Annotated in this window: 15 protein-coding genes; 11 read left to right on the plus strand and 4 right to left on the minus strand. The window is 71.2% G+C overall.

Going from position 1 to position 16,100, the window contains the following annotated elements; translation table 11 throughout:
• Positions 1-4 precede the first annotated feature (4 nt).
• From OG792_RS15360 to OG792_RS15375, 4 genes are all read right to left on the minus strand, one after another.
• A complete protein-coding gene (locus OG792_RS15360) occupies positions 5-1,630 on the minus strand; it encodes an ABC transporter substrate-binding protein (RefSeq protein ID WP_329110297.1) in 1,626 nt (541 codons plus the stop codon).
• A gap of 62 nt (positions 1,631-1,692) precedes the next feature.
• Positions 1,693-3,072 (minus strand): NtaA/DmoA family FMN-dependent monooxygenase, encoded by a 1,380-nt coding sequence (locus tag OG792_RS15365; protein WP_329110298.1) that lies wholly within the window; start codon positions 3,070-3,072, stop codon positions 1,693-1,695.
• Positions 3,073-3,111: 39 nt separating this feature from the next.
• On the minus strand, positions 3,112-4,215 hold the full coding sequence (locus OG792_RS15370) for an LLM class flavin-dependent oxidoreductase (protein ID WP_329110299.1): 1,104 nt from the start codon (positions 4,213-4,215) through the stop codon (positions 3,112-3,114).
• A 292-nt stretch (positions 4,216-4,507) separates the two neighbouring features.
• The gene (locus tag OG792_RS15375; protein WP_329111275.1) at positions 4,508-5,575 is read right to left on the minus strand and encodes an LLM class flavin-dependent oxidoreductase; all 1,068 of its coding nucleotides are present in this window, start codon (positions 5,573-5,575) and stop codon (positions 4,508-4,510) included.
• 317 nt (positions 5,576-5,892) lie between these two features.
• Here OG792_RS15375 and OG792_RS15380 point away from each other — a divergent pair, with 317 nt between their 5' ends.
• From OG792_RS15380 to OG792_RS15430, 11 genes are all read left to right on the plus strand, one after another.
• Entirely contained in the window at positions 5,893-6,015 is a 123-nt protein-coding gene (locus OG792_RS15380; protein ID WP_329110301.1) for a putative leader peptide, read from the plus strand.
• Positions 6,016-6,128: 113 nt separating this feature from the next.
• Positions 6,129-7,334 (plus strand): LLM class flavin-dependent oxidoreductase, encoded by a 1,206-nt coding sequence (locus OG792_RS15385; protein WP_329110303.1) that lies wholly within the window; start codon positions 6,129-6,131, stop codon positions 7,332-7,334.
• Between the two features lie 39 nt (positions 7,335-7,373).
• On the plus strand, positions 7,374-8,750 hold the full coding sequence (locus tag OG792_RS15390; protein WP_329110305.1) for an NtaA/DmoA family FMN-dependent monooxygenase: 1,377 nt from the start codon (positions 7,374-7,376) through the stop codon (positions 8,748-8,750).
• A complete protein-coding gene (locus OG792_RS15395; RefSeq protein WP_329110307.1) occupies positions 8,747-9,832 on the plus strand; it encodes an LLM class flavin-dependent oxidoreductase in 1,086 nt (361 codons plus the stop codon). Before OG792_RS15390 ends, OG792_RS15395 begins: the two co-directional genes overlap by 4 nt.
• 4 nt (positions 9,833-9,836) lie before the next feature.
• The gene (locus OG792_RS15400; protein ID WP_329110308.1) at positions 9,837-10,973 is read left to right on the plus strand and encodes an LLM class flavin-dependent oxidoreductase; all 1,137 of its coding nucleotides are present in this window, start codon (positions 9,837-9,839) and stop codon (positions 10,971-10,973) included.
• Between the two features lie 105 nt (positions 10,974-11,078).
• Positions 11,079-11,567, plus strand: coding sequence for a flavin reductase family protein (locus tag OG792_RS15405; protein ID WP_329110309.1), 489 nt, complete (start codon positions 11,079-11,081; stop codon positions 11,565-11,567).
• A gap of 129 nt (positions 11,568-11,696) precedes the next feature.
• Positions 11,697-12,767, plus strand: coding sequence for an ABC transporter substrate-binding protein (locus OG792_RS15410; protein ID WP_329111276.1), 1,071 nt, complete (start codon positions 11,697-11,699; stop codon positions 12,765-12,767).
• Entirely contained in the window at positions 12,764-13,579 is an 816-nt protein-coding gene (locus tag OG792_RS15415) for an ABC transporter ATP-binding protein (protein ID WP_329110310.1), read from the plus strand. Before OG792_RS15410 ends, OG792_RS15415 begins: the two co-directional genes overlap by 4 nt.
• Positions 13,569-14,450 (plus strand): ABC transporter permease, encoded by an 882-nt coding sequence (locus OG792_RS15420; RefSeq protein ID WP_329110311.1) that lies wholly within the window; start codon positions 13,569-13,571, stop codon positions 14,448-14,450. The genes OG792_RS15415 and OG792_RS15420 overlap by 11 nt, the downstream gene beginning before the upstream one ends.
• 31 nt (positions 14,451-14,481) lie before the next feature.
• Complete coding sequence (locus OG792_RS15425; RefSeq protein ID WP_329110312.1) at positions 14,482-14,982, plus strand: RrF2 family transcriptional regulator; 501 nt, start codon at positions 14,482-14,484, stop codon at positions 14,980-14,982.
• A complete protein-coding gene (locus OG792_RS15430) occupies positions 14,877-15,764 on the plus strand; it encodes a sulfite exporter TauE/SafE family protein (protein ID WP_329110314.1) in 888 nt (295 codons plus the stop codon). The genes OG792_RS15425 and OG792_RS15430 overlap by 106 nt, the downstream gene beginning before the upstream one ends.
• The last annotated feature ends 336 nt before the right edge of the window (positions 15,765-16,100 follow it).

Raw genomic sequence — 16,100 nt, forward strand, 5'->3', positions numbered from 1 at the left:
CGGGTCAGCTCTTCCAGGTGTCGTGCAGCTGGATCCGGCTCGACGCCTCGAAGCCCAGGTCGTGCACCTTCTTGGAGACGCCCAGCGCGGTGGTCAGTTCCACCACCGGGATCACGTACGCGTCCCGTACGATCAGCTCCTGAGCCTGGTCGACCAGGGCCTGCCGCTTGGCCTGGTCGACCGTCGCGGCCTGCTCGGTCAGCACCGCGTCCAGCGGGCCGGGCGCCAGCCGGTACACGTTGGCCAGACCGGTGGAGTAGGTGGCGCGCAGGATGTCGGGGTCGGCCCGGGTGATGTTCCCCCACAGCGCGTCGAAGTCGCCGGCCTGCTGCACCTGGGCGATCTTGGCGAGCTGAAGTTCCTTCAGGGTGATCTCGACACCGACCGCCCTGAGCTGTTGCTGGATCAGCTCCAGCGACGGCTGGTTGGTCGCCGCGTTGGCGAACCAGCCGACGGACAGGCTGAGCCGGGCGCCGTCGCGGGTTCGGATGCCGTCGCCGCCGACCCGCCAGCCGGCGGCGTCGAGCAGCGACTTCGCCCTGGCCTGGTCGAAGGTGAGCTGCGCGCCGAGATCGCGGTAGTACGGCGTGGTGTGGGCCAGGATGCTGGTCGCCGGCTTGCTGCCGGTCGGGTAGACGGTGTCGACGATCTGCCGTCGATCGAGTGCGACCTGGATCGCCTGCCGTACCGCGACGTCGCGCAGCGCCGGTCCGGAGTTGTTCAGCCCGAGGTTGAACACGACGCCCGGATTGGCCCGCGCCCGGAGGTCGACACCGCCGCCGGCCCCGAGCGCGGCCTCGTCGGCGAGGCTGACGCTGCCGATGGCGTCGACCTGCCCCGAAGCCAGACTTCCGGTACGCACACCGGCCTCCGGAACGACGGTGAACAGCACCCGGTCCAGGTACGCCTCACCCGGTTTCCGCCACAGCGACGAACCCCAGTTGTAGCCCTTGCGCTTGACCAGGGTGATCGACTGGTTGGCCAGGTAGCCGTCGAGCACGAACGGGCCGGAGCCGACGACGCCGTCGGTGCACCGCTGGTCCGGCGTCTTCCGTACGCTCGTGCCGGCCACCAGGCCGAGGGAGAAGGTCGAGGTGGCCTGGAGGAACTGGGCGTTGGGTTGGCCGAACGAGACGACTGCGGTGAGGTCGTCGCGCACCTCGGTGGCGACGTACCCGCTGAGGTAGCCGGTCGCCAGGCTGGCCTTGGCGCCGAGCTTGAGGGCGGCGTCGAAGTTGTCCTTCACCGCCCGCGCGTCGACCGGGGTGCCGTCGCTGAAGGTGACGCCCGGCCGCAGGCGGAAGGTGAAGGTCTTCGCGTCCGGGCTGACCTCCCAGCTCTCCGCCAGCCAGGGCACGATTTTCCCGGTGGCGGGGTCCTGGTCGGTCAGCGAGTCGACGATCTGGCGCAGCGAGTAGATGGTGTCGTTGCTGCCCACCTGGTGCGGGTCGACGCATCCGGCGTACGAGCCGACCGCGAAGGTCAGGGTGCCGCCGGGCCGGGCGATGCCGTCCGTGGCGCCGTCGGAGGTAGCGCCGTCGCCCGAACCGCAGGCGGTCAGCACGAGGGCGGCGGCGAAGGTGATCGCAAGTGACCCGCGGGCGCGGCCCGATCGCGGCGTTGATCTCACGAGGTTTCCCATCTCTGTGAAGGACGGCGGGGGCGTTTGCGTACGCGGGTCCGGTGCGGCGTTCACGACGGCTCGTCCAGCGGGGGCAGGTCGAGGTGCTCGCGCAGGGTGCTGCCCTCGTACGCGGTCCGGTAGGCGCCGCGTTCCTGCAACTGCGGCACGAGCCGGTCGACGACCTCGTCGATCGAGCCGGGTACCAGCTGCGGGATGAGGTTGAAACCGTCGACGGCGCGGGTGCGGACGTAGCGGACCCACTCGTCGGCGACCTGCCCCGGCGTCCCCACGAACGAGTCGTGTCCGGGTGCGACCTCGGTGACCAGGTCGCGGATGGACAGTTTGCGCCGGTCGGCCAGCTCGCGCCAGCGCGCGACGATGGCGAGCTTGTCGGTGCGCTGGTCGATCGGAATCGTGCCACGGGACGGGTCGAGTTCGTCCGGCGTCGGGTCGATGTCGGGCAACGGCCCGTCCGGGTCGTAGCCGGCGAGGTCCTTGCCCCAGTACTGCTCCAGGAAGGCGATCGCGCGCGGTCCGCTGGTCTGCTCACGCTTGATCCATGCAGCCCGTTCCCGAGCCTGCTCGGGGGTGTCACCGAGCACGACCGACGCACCGGGCAGGATCCGCAACGAGTCGGCCGAACGCCCGTAGCCGGCCAACCGGCTCCGGATGTCCGTGGCGTACGCCAGCGCCTTGTCGTACCCGGTGTTGGCGGAGAAGACCACGTCGGCGTACCGGGCCGCCAGGTCACGCCCACCGGGGGAGTCACCGGCCTGGAACAGCACCGGTCGGGTCTGCCGGCTGCGCGGCAGCGTGCCGGTCGCGCGCAGCCGTACCAGGTCGCCGTCCCGTTCGACCGTGCGGGTGCTACCGGGTCGCAGCCACGATTCCTCGTCGCCGGACTCGGCGACCGCGTCGGTGTCCCAGGAGGCCCAGAGGGCGCGGGCCGCCTCGACGAACTGCCCGGCGCGTTCGTAGCGCCGGTCGTGCGGCAGCCAGCCGCCGTGCCGGAAGTTCTCGCCGGTCCAGGCGTTGTCGGTGGTGACGATGTTCCAGCCGGCCCGGCCGGCCGAGACCAGGTCGAGGCTGGCCAGCCGGCGGGCCAGGTCGGCGGGATAGTTGTACGTCGTGTTCTGGGTCGCGACCAGTCCGATCCGGGTGGTCGTCGCGGCCAGCGCCGAGAGTTGGGTGATCGCGTCCGGTCGACCGGCCACGTCGAGCGCGTGCACCCGGCCCCGGTTTTCCCGTACCCGCAGTCCCTCGCCGAGGAAGAACGCGTCGAACAGCCCGCGTTCGAGGGTCCGTACCACCCGGACGAAGGTGTCGATGTGGGTGTGCGGGGCGGCGTCCGGGTCGGTCCAGACGACCTGGGGGCCGACTCCGGTGTAGAACAGGCCCAGGTGGACGCGGGCCTTCGGGTCGTACCCGATGGGGTTCGGTTCGCTCACGGCACATACCTCCCGGGCGGTAGTGGTGGGGGTTCCCGGTCAGCCGGTCGTGCCGGCGAACCGGTTGGCGGGGTGGGGGAGCCCGAGGGTGGCGCGCAGGGTCGCGCCCGCGATCGGGGCGACGACCGACCGGTCGGCGGCCAGCGCCGGAAGCACCCGCTCGGCCAGTACCGGCAGGTCGACGGGGAGCACCGCCGGGTGCAGGCGGACGCCGTCGACCACGGTGGCGAGTTGTCGCAGGAGTGCGGTCAGCCGCTCGGCCGAACCGACGTGCCGCAGTCGGTCCGATGCCGCCCACGGGCTCGCCTCCGCCAGTGCCGCGAGCCGCGCGGCGGCCGGCTCGGCCGCGTCGAGCAGGACCTCGACCTCGGCGAACACGAGCGGGACGTCGTCCTCGCGTGCCCGCCGGGCCCGGTTTGCGACCTGCCCGAGGTCGGCGCCGCCGACCAGGGCGACGTCGACCTGCCCGGTGACGCCGAGGGTGTCGGCGGCGATCACCACGACCTGGCCCTGTGGTGGTCGTGGGGTGATCAGGGGCCCGACCACCGAGAACGATCCCCCGGTGAAGTTCACGTGGTGCACCCGGTCGGGATCGAGGAACCGGCCGGTGACCCGGTCTCGGATGATCGCGTCGTCCTGCCAGGAGTCCCACAGGCACCGGGCGACCTCGATCACGTCGGAGACCTCGCCGCGCAGCCGGTCGGGTCCCAGCGGCGCCGGGCCGCCGATGGTGGCCAGCTCCGCCGTGTCGTTCGTCGCGCCGACGACCCACCCGGCCCGGCCCAGGCAGGCGTGGTCGAGGCTCGCCAGCTGGGTGGCCAGGTGGAACGGTTCGGTGGTGGTGGCGTGCAGGGTCGGGGCGAGCCCGATCCGGTCGGTCAGGGTCGACAGGTACGCGGCGCGGACACCGGCCTCGATCCGGCCCGCGGCGTTGCGACCGGTGCCCGCCGGCAGGGGTGAGTCGGCGAAGGTGAGCAGGGCGAAGCCCGCCGCCTCGGCGTACTCGGCGGTGGCGCGCAGGGCGGCGGTGCCCAGCGCGGCCGAGGGGGGTCGGCCGGTGAACCGCCAGGCGGCCGGGTGGGCACCGTCGCCGTCGGCTTCCAGGGCCAGGCGCAGCCCGTACCCGCTCGGAACCCGGCTCATCCGGCCCGTCCCGACCGCCGACGGTGTGGTCGCCCGCTGATGTCTGCGTGTGCCATCGGCTCAAACCTCCAGCCCGTACGTCCGGGCAGCGTCCGGTTGCCCCACCTCGGTAACGCCGGGTGGCCCGGTGCCCGACCGGTATTCCTATTATTCCTATCGTGTTGAGGGGTTTTCCGCAACGAGTGTGATTCGGCGCCCCGGCCAAGCGCCGGGTGGCGGCTCGGGTGACGCGTCGGGTGGCGGGTTGGGTGGCGGGTTGGGTGGCGGGTTGGGTGGCGCCGGGAATCGGAACTCAGCCGAGCAGTGGCCGGACCTCCTCGGCGAACCGGTACGCCTCCTCCAGGTGCGGGTAGCCGGACAGGACGAACTCGTCGATTCCCGCCGCGCGGTACTCGGCCAACCGTTCGGCGACCTCGTCGTGGCTGCCGACCAGTGCCGTACCGGCTCCGCCGCGGACCAGGCCGATCCCGGCCCAGAGGTTGGGGGCGACGACGAGGCGGTCGCGGGAGCCGCCATGCAGGTCGAGCATGCGCCGCTGGCCGACCGATTCGAGAGCCCGCAGTCGTCGCTGACCGGCCGCGATGGTGGCGTCATCGAGGCCGGCGATGAGCGCTTCGGCGTCGCGCCAGGCTCGCCCGCCGCTGTCCCGGCTGAGCACGTGGATCCGCAGCCCGAACCGTACGACCCGGCCACGGGCGGCGGCGAGTTCCCGTACCCGGTCCACCTTCTCGGCCACCAGGGCAACCGGCTCCCCCCAGGTCAGGTAGGTGTCGGCGTGGTCGGCCGCGAGTTCGAGCGCGGGCTGCGACGAGCCGCCGAGGTAGATCCGCGGGATCGGCACCGGCGGCTGTCGCAACCGCGCGTCGCTGAGCTGGTAGTGGGCGCCGTGGTGGTCGAAGCGGGCGCCCGACCAGGAGGTACGGACGACTCCGAGGAACTCCTCGGCCCGCCGGTACCGCTCGTCGTGCGGCAGCGGGTCGCCGTAGCCGCGCTGCTCGGCGTCGCTGCTGCCGGCGACGACGTTGAGCAGCAGGCGTCCGTTCGACAGGCGTTGGAAGGTCGCCGCCATGTGCGCGGCGAGCGCCGGTGCGACGAGTCCGGGCCGGAACGCGACCAGGAACTTCAGTCGCCGGGTCTGGGCGATGAGCGCCGAGGTGACGATCCAGGCGTCCTCGCAGTGGGCGCCGGTCGGGGTGAGCACGCCCTCGTAGCCGAGTGTGTCGGCGGCACGGGCCAGTTGCGTCAGGTAGTCGAGCGAGGGAGCGCGCTCGGGTCCGTCCGGCTGCGCCGTCCGCGTCGCGGCGGCGCCGATGTCGACACCGTGTACCGCTCCGCCCAGCCGCCGGTCGGCAGGAACCAGTGGTACGCCGGACGCGTCGCGCCGGCTGCCGTTGTTGTCATGCCATCTTTCCTAGCATGCTATCCCTAGCGGAATAGTGGGCAATAGAATCGCGTTGGGTCGGTTGGGGTCGGCCGACCGGGCGGCTCCGAGGCCCGGTCGAGGGTGGTCACGGGGTGGGCGATCCGAGCCCGATCTCGTCGGCCCGGGGCGGCTCATCATGCCTTCTGTCAGCGGAAACACGACAACAAAGCCCACTAAATCTGTAGGGATAGACAGCTTCAGGTCGACCGGAGTAGTCTCCGGAAAGGATCTAGGCGCCACAGGAGGTGACGACCATGCGACCCATCACCCGCCGGGCCGTCGTCATCGTTGCGACGCCGCGCCGCGCCGGTGTCGTCCTGGTCTCCCGGCGGCACATCGACCTGCGGCGTCTAGCCAGCGCACTCTGTCCCCGCTGACCCGACACCAGTCCCCCACGCAACGGCACCCCGGGACCGGCCCTCGGTCGACCGTCGGCCGTCACCCATGAGTCGGTCCGTGGCCTCATCGCAGCAGGAAGCGGAGCATCGTCATGTCCGATCCAGAAAGCCCACTGCAACTCGCGGTCGCCCTCGACGGGGCCGGTTGGCACCCCGCGGCGTGGCGTGAACCGGGGGCTCGGCCGACCGAACTGCTCACCCCGCGCTACTGGTCCGACCTCGTGGTCGAAGCGGAACGGGGACTGCTGGACTTCGTGACCATCGAGGACTCGCTCGGGCTGCAAGCGTCGAGCCCTACGGACCCCGACCGGCGTACCGACCAGGTGCGCGGACGGCTCGACGCGGTGCTGATCGCCGCTCGGGTCGCCCCGTTGACCAGCCACATCGGACTGGTGCCCACGGTGGTGGTCACCCATACCGAGCCGTTCCACATCGCCAAGGCGATCGCCACCCTGGACTACGTCTCGTCCGGCCGGGCCGGGGTGCAGGTACGCGTCTCGGCCCGCCCGGACGAGGCGGACCACTTCGGCCGGCGCACCCTGCCCCGGATCGACTTCGCCGAAGCCACCACACCGCAGGCGCAGGCGCTGATCGGGGACCTGTTCGCCGAGACCGCCGACTACGTCGAGGTGGTACGGCGACTGTGGGACAGCTGGGAGGACGACGCGGAGATCCGGGACGTCGCCAGCGGGCGCTTCGTCGACCGGGACCGGCTGCACTACGTCGACTTCGAGGGGCGCTGGTTCAGCGTCAAGGGGCCGTCGATCACGCCGCGACCGCCGCAGGGTCAGCCTCCCGTGAGCGCGCTGGCGCACCAGAGTGAGCCGTACCGGCTCGTCGCCGGATCCGCCGACATCGGTTACGTGACACCGCACGACGCGACCCAGGTACGGGAGATCGTGGCCGAGATCCGTACCGGGCAGGTCGCCGCCGGGCGGGGCGGCCAGACCGTACACATCCTCGGTGACCTGGTCGTCTTCCTCGACGACACCGCCCCGGTCGCCGACGCCCGCAAGGCCCGCCTCGACGAACTCGCCGGCAGCCCGTACGCCAGCGACGCCCGGGTGTTCGTCGGCACCCCGGCGCAACTGGCGGACCTGTTGCAGGAGTGGCACCGGGCCGGGCTGTCCGGGTTCCGGCTGCGCCCCGGTGCCCTCCCGCACGACCTGGCGCAGATCACCCGGGCACTGGTGCCCGAACTACAGCGGCGGCGGGCGTTCCGGACCGGGTACGACGCCGGCACCCTGCGCGGGCTGCTCGGCCTGCCCCGGCCCGCCAATCGTTACGCGGCCGTCTGACCCGTCGGCACAGCGAAGCCGGAAGGACCTCTGTCGATCATGACCAGACCACTCAAGCAGATTCATCTCGCCGCCCACTTCCCCGGCGTCAACAACACCACCGTGTGGAGCGATCCGCAGGCCGGCAGCCACATCGAGTTCAGTTCGTTCGCGCATCTCGCGCGTACCGCCGAACGGGCGAAGTTCGACTTCCTGTTCCTGGCCGAGGGACTGCGACTGCGCGAGCAGAACGGCCGGATCTACGACCTGGACGTGGTCGGGCGCCCGGACACCTTCACCGTGCTCGCCGCCCTCGCGGCGGTCACCGAACACCTCGGCCTCGCCGGCACCATCAACTCCACCTTCAACGAGCCGTACGAGGTGGCCCGCCAGTTCGCCAGCCTCGACCATCTCTCCGCCGGCCGCTCCGCGTGGAACGTCGTCACCTCCTGGGACGCGTTCACCGGCGAGAACTTCCGCCGGGGCGGGTTCCTGCCGCAGGACCAGCGCTACCGGCGGGCACGCAACTTCCTGCGGACCGCGTGGGAACTGTTCGACTCCTGGCACGGTGACGAGATCGTCGCGGACAAGGCCACCGGCGTCTTCCTCGGCGACCCGGACGCCGGTACGTTCACCCACCACGATCCGGACTTCGACATCTCCGGTCGGTTCAACGTGCCGCGCGCCCCGCAGGGTCGGCCGGTCATCCTCCAGGCCGGCGACTCCGAGGAGGGACGGGAGTTCGCCGCCTCCTCCGCCGACGCGATCTTCAGCCGGTACGCCACCCTCGAAGAGGGCCGGGCCTTCTACGCCGACGTCAAGGGCCGGCTGGCCCGCCACGGGCGTACCCACGACGAGTTGCTCATCCTGCCCGCGGCCACCTTCGTGCTCGGCGACACCGACGCCGAGGCCCGCGACCTCGCGCACGAGGTACGACTCCAGCAGGTCAGCGGCCAGACCGCGATCAAGTTCCTGGAACAGCTCTGGAACCGGGACCTGTCCGGCTACGACCCGGACGGCCCGTTGCCCGACACCGACCCCGATCCCGGCGAGCACACTGTCGCGCGCGGTCGGGCGAGCGTACGGATGTATCGCGACCCCGTCGCGACGGCCCGGCAGTGGCGCGAACGAGCCGCCGCGGAGAACCTGTCCATCCGTGAACTGATCATCGAGGTCACCGGGCGGCAGACGTTCGTCGGCGCACCCGCGACCGTCGCGGACGCCATCGACGCACTGGTTCAGGCCGACGCCAGCGACGGGTTCATCCTGGTACCGCACGTCACGCCGGGAGGACTCGACGGCTTCGCCGACACCGTCGTGCCGCTGCTACAGGAGCGGGGCGTGTTCCGTACCGAATATCGGGGCGACACCCTGCGGGATCACCTGGGCCTGCCCGCTGCCCGGCGTACCGGTGCGGTGCTGCGGACCGCGCCGTGAAGTTCCTGGCCATCACCCTGATCGTGCACGCGCCGGACCCGGTGACCGGCGAGCAGAAGTCGACCACCGACCGGTTCCGGGAGGTCGTCGACAACGCCCTGCTCGCCGAGCGGCTCGGCTTCGACGGCTTTGGCGTGGGGGAGCGGCACGAACGGCCGTTCATCTCCTCCTCGCCACCGGTGGTCCTCAGCCACGTCGCCGCGCTCACCTCGGCGATCCGGCTGTTCACCGCGGTCACCACGCTGAGCCTGCTCGACCCGGTCCGGGCACACGAGGACTACGCGACGCTCGACCACCTCTCCGGCGGCCGGCTGGAGCTGATCATCGGCAAGGGCAACGGCGCCGCACAGCGGGAGCTGTTCCACGTCACGCCCGAGGACCAGTGGGAACGCAACGCGGAGAGCTACGAACTGTTCCGTCAGCTCTGGCGGCAGGACAGGGTGACCGCGTCGCCCCGGTTCCGGCCGGAACTCAACCGGGCGGAGGTCTGGCCCCGACCGTTGCAGCAGCCGATCCGGGTCTGGCACGGCAGTGCGACCAGCCGGGAATCGGTCGACCTCGCCGCCCGCTACGGCGACCCGCTGTTCTCGGCCAACGTCACCAACCCGATCGAACCGTACGCCGAACTGGTCCGCTACTACCGCCAGCGGTGGGCCGAGTACGGCCACGACCCGGCAACCGCCGTGGTCGGCGCCGGCACCGCCGGCTACTACGCGGCCCGCAGGTCCCAGGACGCCGTCGCCGCCTACCGCCCGGTCTTCGAGGGCCAGCTCGCGTTCCAGCGGCGACTCGGGCTCGAACCGGTGTTCGCGACACTGGAGGACTTCGTCGAACGCAGCTCGGCGTTGATCGGCAGCCCGCAGCAGGTCATCGAGAAGGTCCACCGCTACCACCGGCAACTGGGCCACAGCGTGATGCACCTGCACGCCGACGCCGGCGGGCTGACCGACGCCCAGCACCGCGAGTCGCTGGAACTCTTCCAGTCCGACATCGCCCCGGTGCTGCGCCGGGAGATCCCGGATCCGCCCTGGCCGTGGGGACCGGTCGTCCCCGAGCCCGTTTCCGCCGTACGAGAAGGGTGACGCCATGGCTACCACTCCGCTGGCAGTGCTCGACCTGGTCCCGATCTCCTCGGGGTCGACCGCCGCGGCGGCACTGCGCAACAGCATCGACCTGGCTCGGCAGGCCGAGCGCTTCGGCTACGCCCGGTACTGGTTCGCGGAGCATCATCTCAATCCCGGGGTGGCCGGGACCTCACCCGCGGTCCTGCTGGCGCTCACCGCCGCGGCGACCTCGACCATCCGGATCGGGTCCGGCGCCGTCCAGTTGGGACACCGGACACCACTGGCGACGGTCGAGGAGTTCGGGCTGGTCGACGCGCTGCACCCCGGACGCCTGGACCTCGGCCTCGGCCGATCCGGTGGGCGTGCGCCCGAGCCGGCCCGGGAACCGGCCCTCGTCGGCGGCACCGCCGTGGTCGACGGCCGGACCCCGAACGGGTTGCTGATACCGCCCAAGTTCTCCTTCGCCCACCTGCTCGCCTCGCCGCGCGTCGCGATGCAGAAGGCACTGCTCGAAATGCCGGGCGCGCAGCCCCGGGACTACCCGGAGCAGGTGGCGGACATCCTCCACCTGCTGCGCGGCACGTACCGTTCGGCCGACGGCGAGCAGGCCCACGTGGTACCGGGTGAGGGTGCGTCGGTGCAGGTGTGGATCCTCGGTAGCAGTGGTGGCGTCAGCGCCGACGTCGCCGGCGCGAACGGCCTGCGCTTCGCCGCCAACTACCACGTCAGCCCCGGCGCCGTCCTCGAAGCGGCCGAGGGCTACCGGGCCGCCTTCCGCCCGTCCGCGGAACTGGACCGCCCCTACCTCAGCGTGTCGGCCGACGTGGTCGTCGCCGAGGACGAGGCCACCGCCCGCGAGCTGGCCTCGGGCTACCGGCACTGGGTCCGGAGCATCCGGACCGCCGAGGGGGCGATCCCGTTCCCGACCCCGGCCGAGGCCCGCGCCCGTCCCTGGACCGACGCCGACCGCGAGCTGGTGGCCGACCGGGTCGACACCCAGTTCGTCGGTACCCCGGGTCGGGTCGCCGATCAGCTCGAACAGTTGCGGGACGCGACCGGTGCCGACGAACTGGTCCTCACCACCATCACCCACGACCACGCCGACCGGGTGCGTTCCTACGGATTGATTGCCGAGGAGTGGGCGCGCAGGCAAGGCTGATCGGAGACCGGGCGAGGAGGCAGTCATGAAGGGTTTCGGCGTCGGCGGTGGTTGCGTGTCGGGCACGGGCGGGTACGGGGCGAGCGTCGTGATCGGGAGTCTCGGATGAGTCTGGGACAGGCGTTGGAACCGCGCGAGTTGCGCCGGGTCTTCTCGGCCTTCCCCACCGGCGTGGTGGCGATCGCGGCGCTCACCGGTGGGGTGCCGATGGGCATCGTGGCTAGTTCGTTCACGTCGGTGTCGCTCGATCCGCCGATCGTGTCACTCTGTGTCGCCCACACGTCGACCACCTGGCCGGTGCTGCGGGCGGCCCGTCGTTACGGCATCAGCGTGCTCAGTGCCGATCAGGAGCAGGCCTGCCGGCAGTTGAGCGGCCGGGGCGTCGACCGGTTCGCGGAGCTGGGCTGGCGTGCCTCGGGCGAGGGGGCGGTCTTCCTCGACGGTGCGAGCGCGTGGTTGGAGTGCACGCCGTTCGAACAGGTCACCGCCGGTGACCACGACATCATCCTGCTCCGCGTGCACGACCTCGGCGGCGACGCCGAGATCTCGCCGCTGGTGTTCCACCACAGCCGGTTCCGTCGACTCGAACGGTGACCGTGACCGCGCGTCGATCGGTCGGGATCACTCGGCCGATTCCGACCGTACGAACGGGCACTTGACCGATTCGCTCGCGCAGTCCACTCTTCCTATCAAACAAGTAGGAAAACTGTGGATTGGATGATGATGAGACGTCCCCCGTACAGCCGGACCGGCCGGCTGGCCGCCATCGCGGTCCTCACCGCGGCGATGCTCGGTGCCACCGCCGCCTGTGGCGGTGACGACGGTGCGACCGGAGAGGGCGGTTCCTCCGGCCCGGTGACCCTGCGCCTCGGCTACTTCCCGAACATCACCCACGCCCCGGCCGTGGTCGGCGTGGAAAAGGGGATCTTCACCGAGAAGCTGGGCGCCAACGTCAAGCTTGAGACGTCGACCTTCAACGCCGGACCCGCCGCGATCGAGGCGATCTTCTCCGGTGCCCTGGACGCCACGTACATCGGCCCGAACCCGACGGTGAACGCGCACTCCAAGTCCAAGGGCGAGGCCGTACGCGTGATCTCGGGTGCCGCCTCGGGCGGGGTGGCCCTGGTCGTCAAGGCCGGCATCAACTCGGCCGAGGACCTGCGCGGCAAGAAGATCGCCACCCCTCAGCTCGGCAACACCCAGGACGTGGCGATCCGCTACTGGCTCAAGGAGAAGGGGCTGACCACCAACAAGGAGGGTGGCGGCGACGTCTCGATCGTGCCGCAGGAGAACGCGCAGACGGTCGAGACCTTCGGCAGCGGCGCCATCGACGGCGCCTGGGTGCCCGAGCCGTTCGTGTCCCGGCTGGTCAACGCCGGCGGCAAGGTGCTGATCGACGAGCGGGACCTGTGGCCGGACAAGAAGTTCGTGATCACCAATCTGATCGTCAGCACCAAGTTCGCCAAGGCCCACCCGGACGTGGTCAAGCGTCTGGTCGAGGGTCAGGTCGCCGCCAACGAGTTCGTCAACACCAAGCCGGACGAGGCCCAGCAGGCGATCTCCGAGCACATCGGCAAGATCACCGGTAAGCCGCTCGACCTCAAGCTGATCAAGCAGGCGTGGCCGACCCTCCAGTTCCTCAACGACCCGATCGAATCGTCGCTGAAGACCGGGCTGGACCACGCGGTGGCGGTCGGCCTCACCGAGCCGGTCGACCTCAAGGGCCTCTACGACCTGTCCTACCTCAACGAGGTGCTCAAGGTACAGGGCAAGGCCGAGGTCCCGCTGACATGACGTCCGTATCCACGGCACCGGACAGCGTGACCACCTCGGTCGCGCTGTCCGGCGTCAGCAAGGTGTACGGCCGCGGCGAGAACGCGGTCCTCGCGCTGGACCGGGTCTCCCTCGACGTCGCGCCGGGCGAGTTCGTCTGCCTCGTCGGCGCGTCCGGCTGCGGCAAGAGCACACTGCTCAACCTCGTCGCCGGGCTCGACCAGGCAAGCGGCGGATCGATCCAGGTCAACGAGGGTGCCGGGTCGACCGGACCGGCACCGTCGGGTCGGCGACCGTCGCCCGGCCTGATGTTCCAGGAGCCCGCACTCTTCCCCTGGCTCACCGTGGCGGCCAACGTCGAGCTGCCGCTCAAGCTGCGCGGCCTGCCCCGCGCCGCCCGCCGCGACCGGGTCGCCGAGCTGCTCGACGCGGTGCACCTGGGCGACTTCGGCCGACGACGGCCGCACGAGCTGTCGGGCGGGATGCGCCAGCGGGTCGCGTTGGCCCGTACGTTGGCGCTCGACACCCCGGTGCTGCTGATGGACGAGCCCTTCGGCGCGCTCGACGCGATGACCCGCGACCTGCTGCACGACGAGCTGGAAAGGATCTGGACCGAGCGCCGGCTGACCATCCTGTTCGTCACCCACAACGTACGGGAGGCGGCCCGGCTCGCCGACCGGATCGTGCTGCTCTCCAGCCGACCGGGCCGGATCATCTACGAGACCCGGGTGACCACCCCCCGGCCCCGCCGGATCGACTCCACGGAGGTCGCGGCCATCGCCGCCGAGGTCACCGACCGACTGCGTACCGAGGTGGGCCGCCATGGCAAGTGACACCATCACCACCGGCCGGGGCGACGCGGAGACCATCTCCGGCCTGGACGCGTTGGAGATCGCGTCCAGGAAGAAGGTCGCCGGTGGCGGCCGCCTGTTCTGGGCGGCGACCTGGCCGAAGCTCGCCGCGATCGGTCTCGCGATCGGCATCTGGCAGGTGGTCGTCTGGACCGGCTGGAAGGACCCCTGGGCCCTGCCCGGACCGGGACCGGTCTTCAGTGACCTCGGGCAGTACGTCCTCACCCCCGCGTTCTGGAACGGGCTCGCCACGACGGCACGGCGGGCCGCGGTGGGCTTCCTGGCCGCGGTCGCGTTCGGACTCGTCCTCGGTCTCGCGGTGGCCCGGGGACGTATCCTGCGGGCCGCGCTGGGTTCGATGATCACGGCGTTGCAGACCATGCCGTCGATCGCCTGGTTCCCGCTGGCCATCCTGCTGTTCCAGCTCAGCGAGCAGGCGATCTTCTTCGTGGTGGTGCTCGGCGCGGCACCGTCCATCGCCAACGGCGTCATCCACGGCGTCGACTACGTCCCGCCGCTGCTGCTGCGGGCCGGCCGCAACATCGGTGCCAGGGGACTGAAGCTCTACTGGTACGTGATCGCCCCGGCCGCGTTGCCGGCGATCGTCGCCGGGCTGAAGCAGGGCTGGGCCTTCGCCTGGCGCAGCCTGATGGCCGGCGAGCTGCTGGTGGTGATCGCGACGAAGACCTCGATCGGCGCGCAGCTCGTCTACGCCCGAGAACTCTCCGAGGCCGAGCGGCTGATCGCGATCATGATCGTGATCCTGGTGCTGGGCCTCATCGTCGACGCGGCCTTCGGCGCGGTGGACCGGGCCATCCGCCGCCGCTGGGGCCTGCTGCGGGCGCGCCGGTAAAACCACCACGCTCCTGGGGAGGCAGCGGTCCATGTACGTCTCAGCCCGCAGCGACTACGCGATCCGCGCCATGCTGGCCATCGCGGCGGGAACCCATACCCACCCGCCGCCGGCCGGCGCGGGCGCCACCGCCACCACCGCTGGTAGCGCCGCCGGCGGCGGTGGTGGGCCGGTGAAGGCCGCCACGCTGGCCACCGAGCAGGAGATTCCGCTGAGCTTCCTGCACGGCATCCTGCACGACCTGCGCCGGGCCGGACTGTTGCTGAGCTATCGGGGTGTCGACGGCGGTTACCTGCTGGCCCGTCCGGCCGACCAGATCAGCGTCGGGGACGTCCTGCGCGCGCTGAGCGGCTCGCTGACCACCGTACGCGGACTGCCGACCGAAGCCGCCGCCTACCACGGCGTGGCGACCGAACTCGGCAACGTGTGGCTCGCCGTACACAGCGCGATCGAGCAGGTGGTGGACCGGACGAGTCTGGCCGATCTGCTCGCACCCCACCTGCGCGCGTCCGAGCCCGGTCCCGTCCGCTGACCGGTTGGGAGACGAGCGGCTGGGAACTCGGCCTGGCCGTCGTCCTCGGTACGCTCGCCGCCGCCATCGGTACGCCGACCGGCGTCTCCGGCGGCCTGCTCCTGCTACCGCTGCTGCTGACCGTCTTCGGCCTGGGCGGCACGGTGGCCAGCGCCACCAACCTGCTGTTCAACATCGTGTCGACGCCGATCGGGATCGTCCGTCAGCGGCGGGTCGACGTCCAGTTGACCCTGCTGCTGGTCGGGTCGGCGGCCCCGGCGGCGGTGCTCGGCGCGCTGGCGAACGTCTTCCTGCTCGGTGACTCGACGGCCTTCCGGGTGCTGGTGGCGGCGCTGCTCGGCGCGGTCGCGGTCAGTGTGCTGGTGCCCCGCCCACAGCGCTCCGGAACGGTACCGCTGAGCGGGCGGGGACGCTGGGGGCTGGTTGTCGTGGGCGCGGCCAGCGGCCTGCTCGGCGGGTTCTACGGCCTGGGCGGCGCCGTCCTCGCCGCGCCCGCCGCGCTGCTGCTGACCGGCTGGCCGGTGGTCCGGATCTCGGGCGCCGCACTGGTCGCCACGTTCGTCGTCTCGGTCACCGGGCTGGCCACGTACGTCATCCTGGATCTCGCCGGTCAGACCGCGGTGAACACCCCGCACTGGCCGCTCGGCCTGGCCCTGGGCACCGGCGGCGTGATCGGTGGCTACGTCGCCTCCCGGTACGCCGCCCTGGTGCCCGACCGGCTGCTCCGGACCGTACTCGCCGCCATGGTCGGGTTGGGCGCGGTCCGCCTCGTCCTCGGTTGAGGGTGCCGGAGCGTTTGTCGGCGGTCCGGTCACGGGTGATCGGGTGCCTCCACTTTCGAGCGGTGTCCGGCGGGATCGACCAGATGGTGAACCGGGTCTTGCTATTCCTATCGTCCGGATAGGAATATGGGGCCGTGCTCATCGAGGTCTATCTCACCTCCCGCCGGGTCGTCGACCTGATGCGGGTCGCCTCCGAGCTCTGTCGCCGCCGCTAACCGGTCACCTTCTGACCGACGTCCGGTCCCGGCCGTAACCACCGGCGGTCCGGCAGCTCACCGAGCCAACCGGCTGCGTACCCCGCGTCATCGTCCGCCCGGAGCGATCCGGTCGACCACG

It is taken from the genome of Micromonospora sp. NBC_01699, from assembly GCF_036250065.1.
In the GTDB taxonomy this organism is placed as follows: Bacteria; Actinomycetota; Actinomycetes; order Mycobacteriales; family Micromonosporaceae; genus Micromonospora_G.

Coding starts and splice junctions, on each gene's coding strand:
- OG792_RS15370 (WP_329110299.1), bottom strand. CDS start 4,215: ATGAGCCGGGTTCCGAGCGGGTACGGGCTGCGCCTGGCCCTGGAAGCC.
- OG792_RS15380 (WP_329110301.1), top strand. CDS start 5,893: ATGCGACCCATCACCCGCCGGGCCGTCGTCATCGTTGCGACGCCGCGC.
- OG792_RS15385 (WP_329110303.1), top strand. CDS start 6,129: ATGTCCGATCCAGAAAGCCCACTGCAACTCGCGGTCGCCCTCGACGGG.
- OG792_RS15390 (WP_329110305.1), top strand. CDS start 7,374: ATGACCAGACCACTCAAGCAGATTCATCTCGCCGCCCACTTCCCCGGC.
- OG792_RS15400 (WP_329110308.1), top strand. CDS start 9,837: ATGGCTACCACTCCGCTGGCAGTGCTCGACCTGGTCCCGATCTCCTCG.
- OG792_RS15405 (WP_329110309.1), top strand. CDS start 11,079: ATGAGTCTGGGACAGGCGTTGGAACCGCGCGAGTTGCGCCGGGTCTTC.
- OG792_RS15410 (WP_329111276.1), top strand. CDS start 11,697: ATGAGACGTCCCCCGTACAGCCGGACCGGCCGGCTGGCCGCCATCGCG.
- OG792_RS15415 (WP_329110310.1), top strand. CDS start 12,764: ATGACGTCCGTATCCACGGCACCGGACAGCGTGACCACCTCGGTCGCG.
- OG792_RS15420 (WP_329110311.1), top strand. CDS start 13,569: ATGGCAAGTGACACCATCACCACCGGCCGGGGCGACGCGGAGACCATC.
- OG792_RS15425 (WP_329110312.1), top strand. CDS start 14,482: ATGTACGTCTCAGCCCGCAGCGACTACGCGATCCGCGCCATGCTGGCC.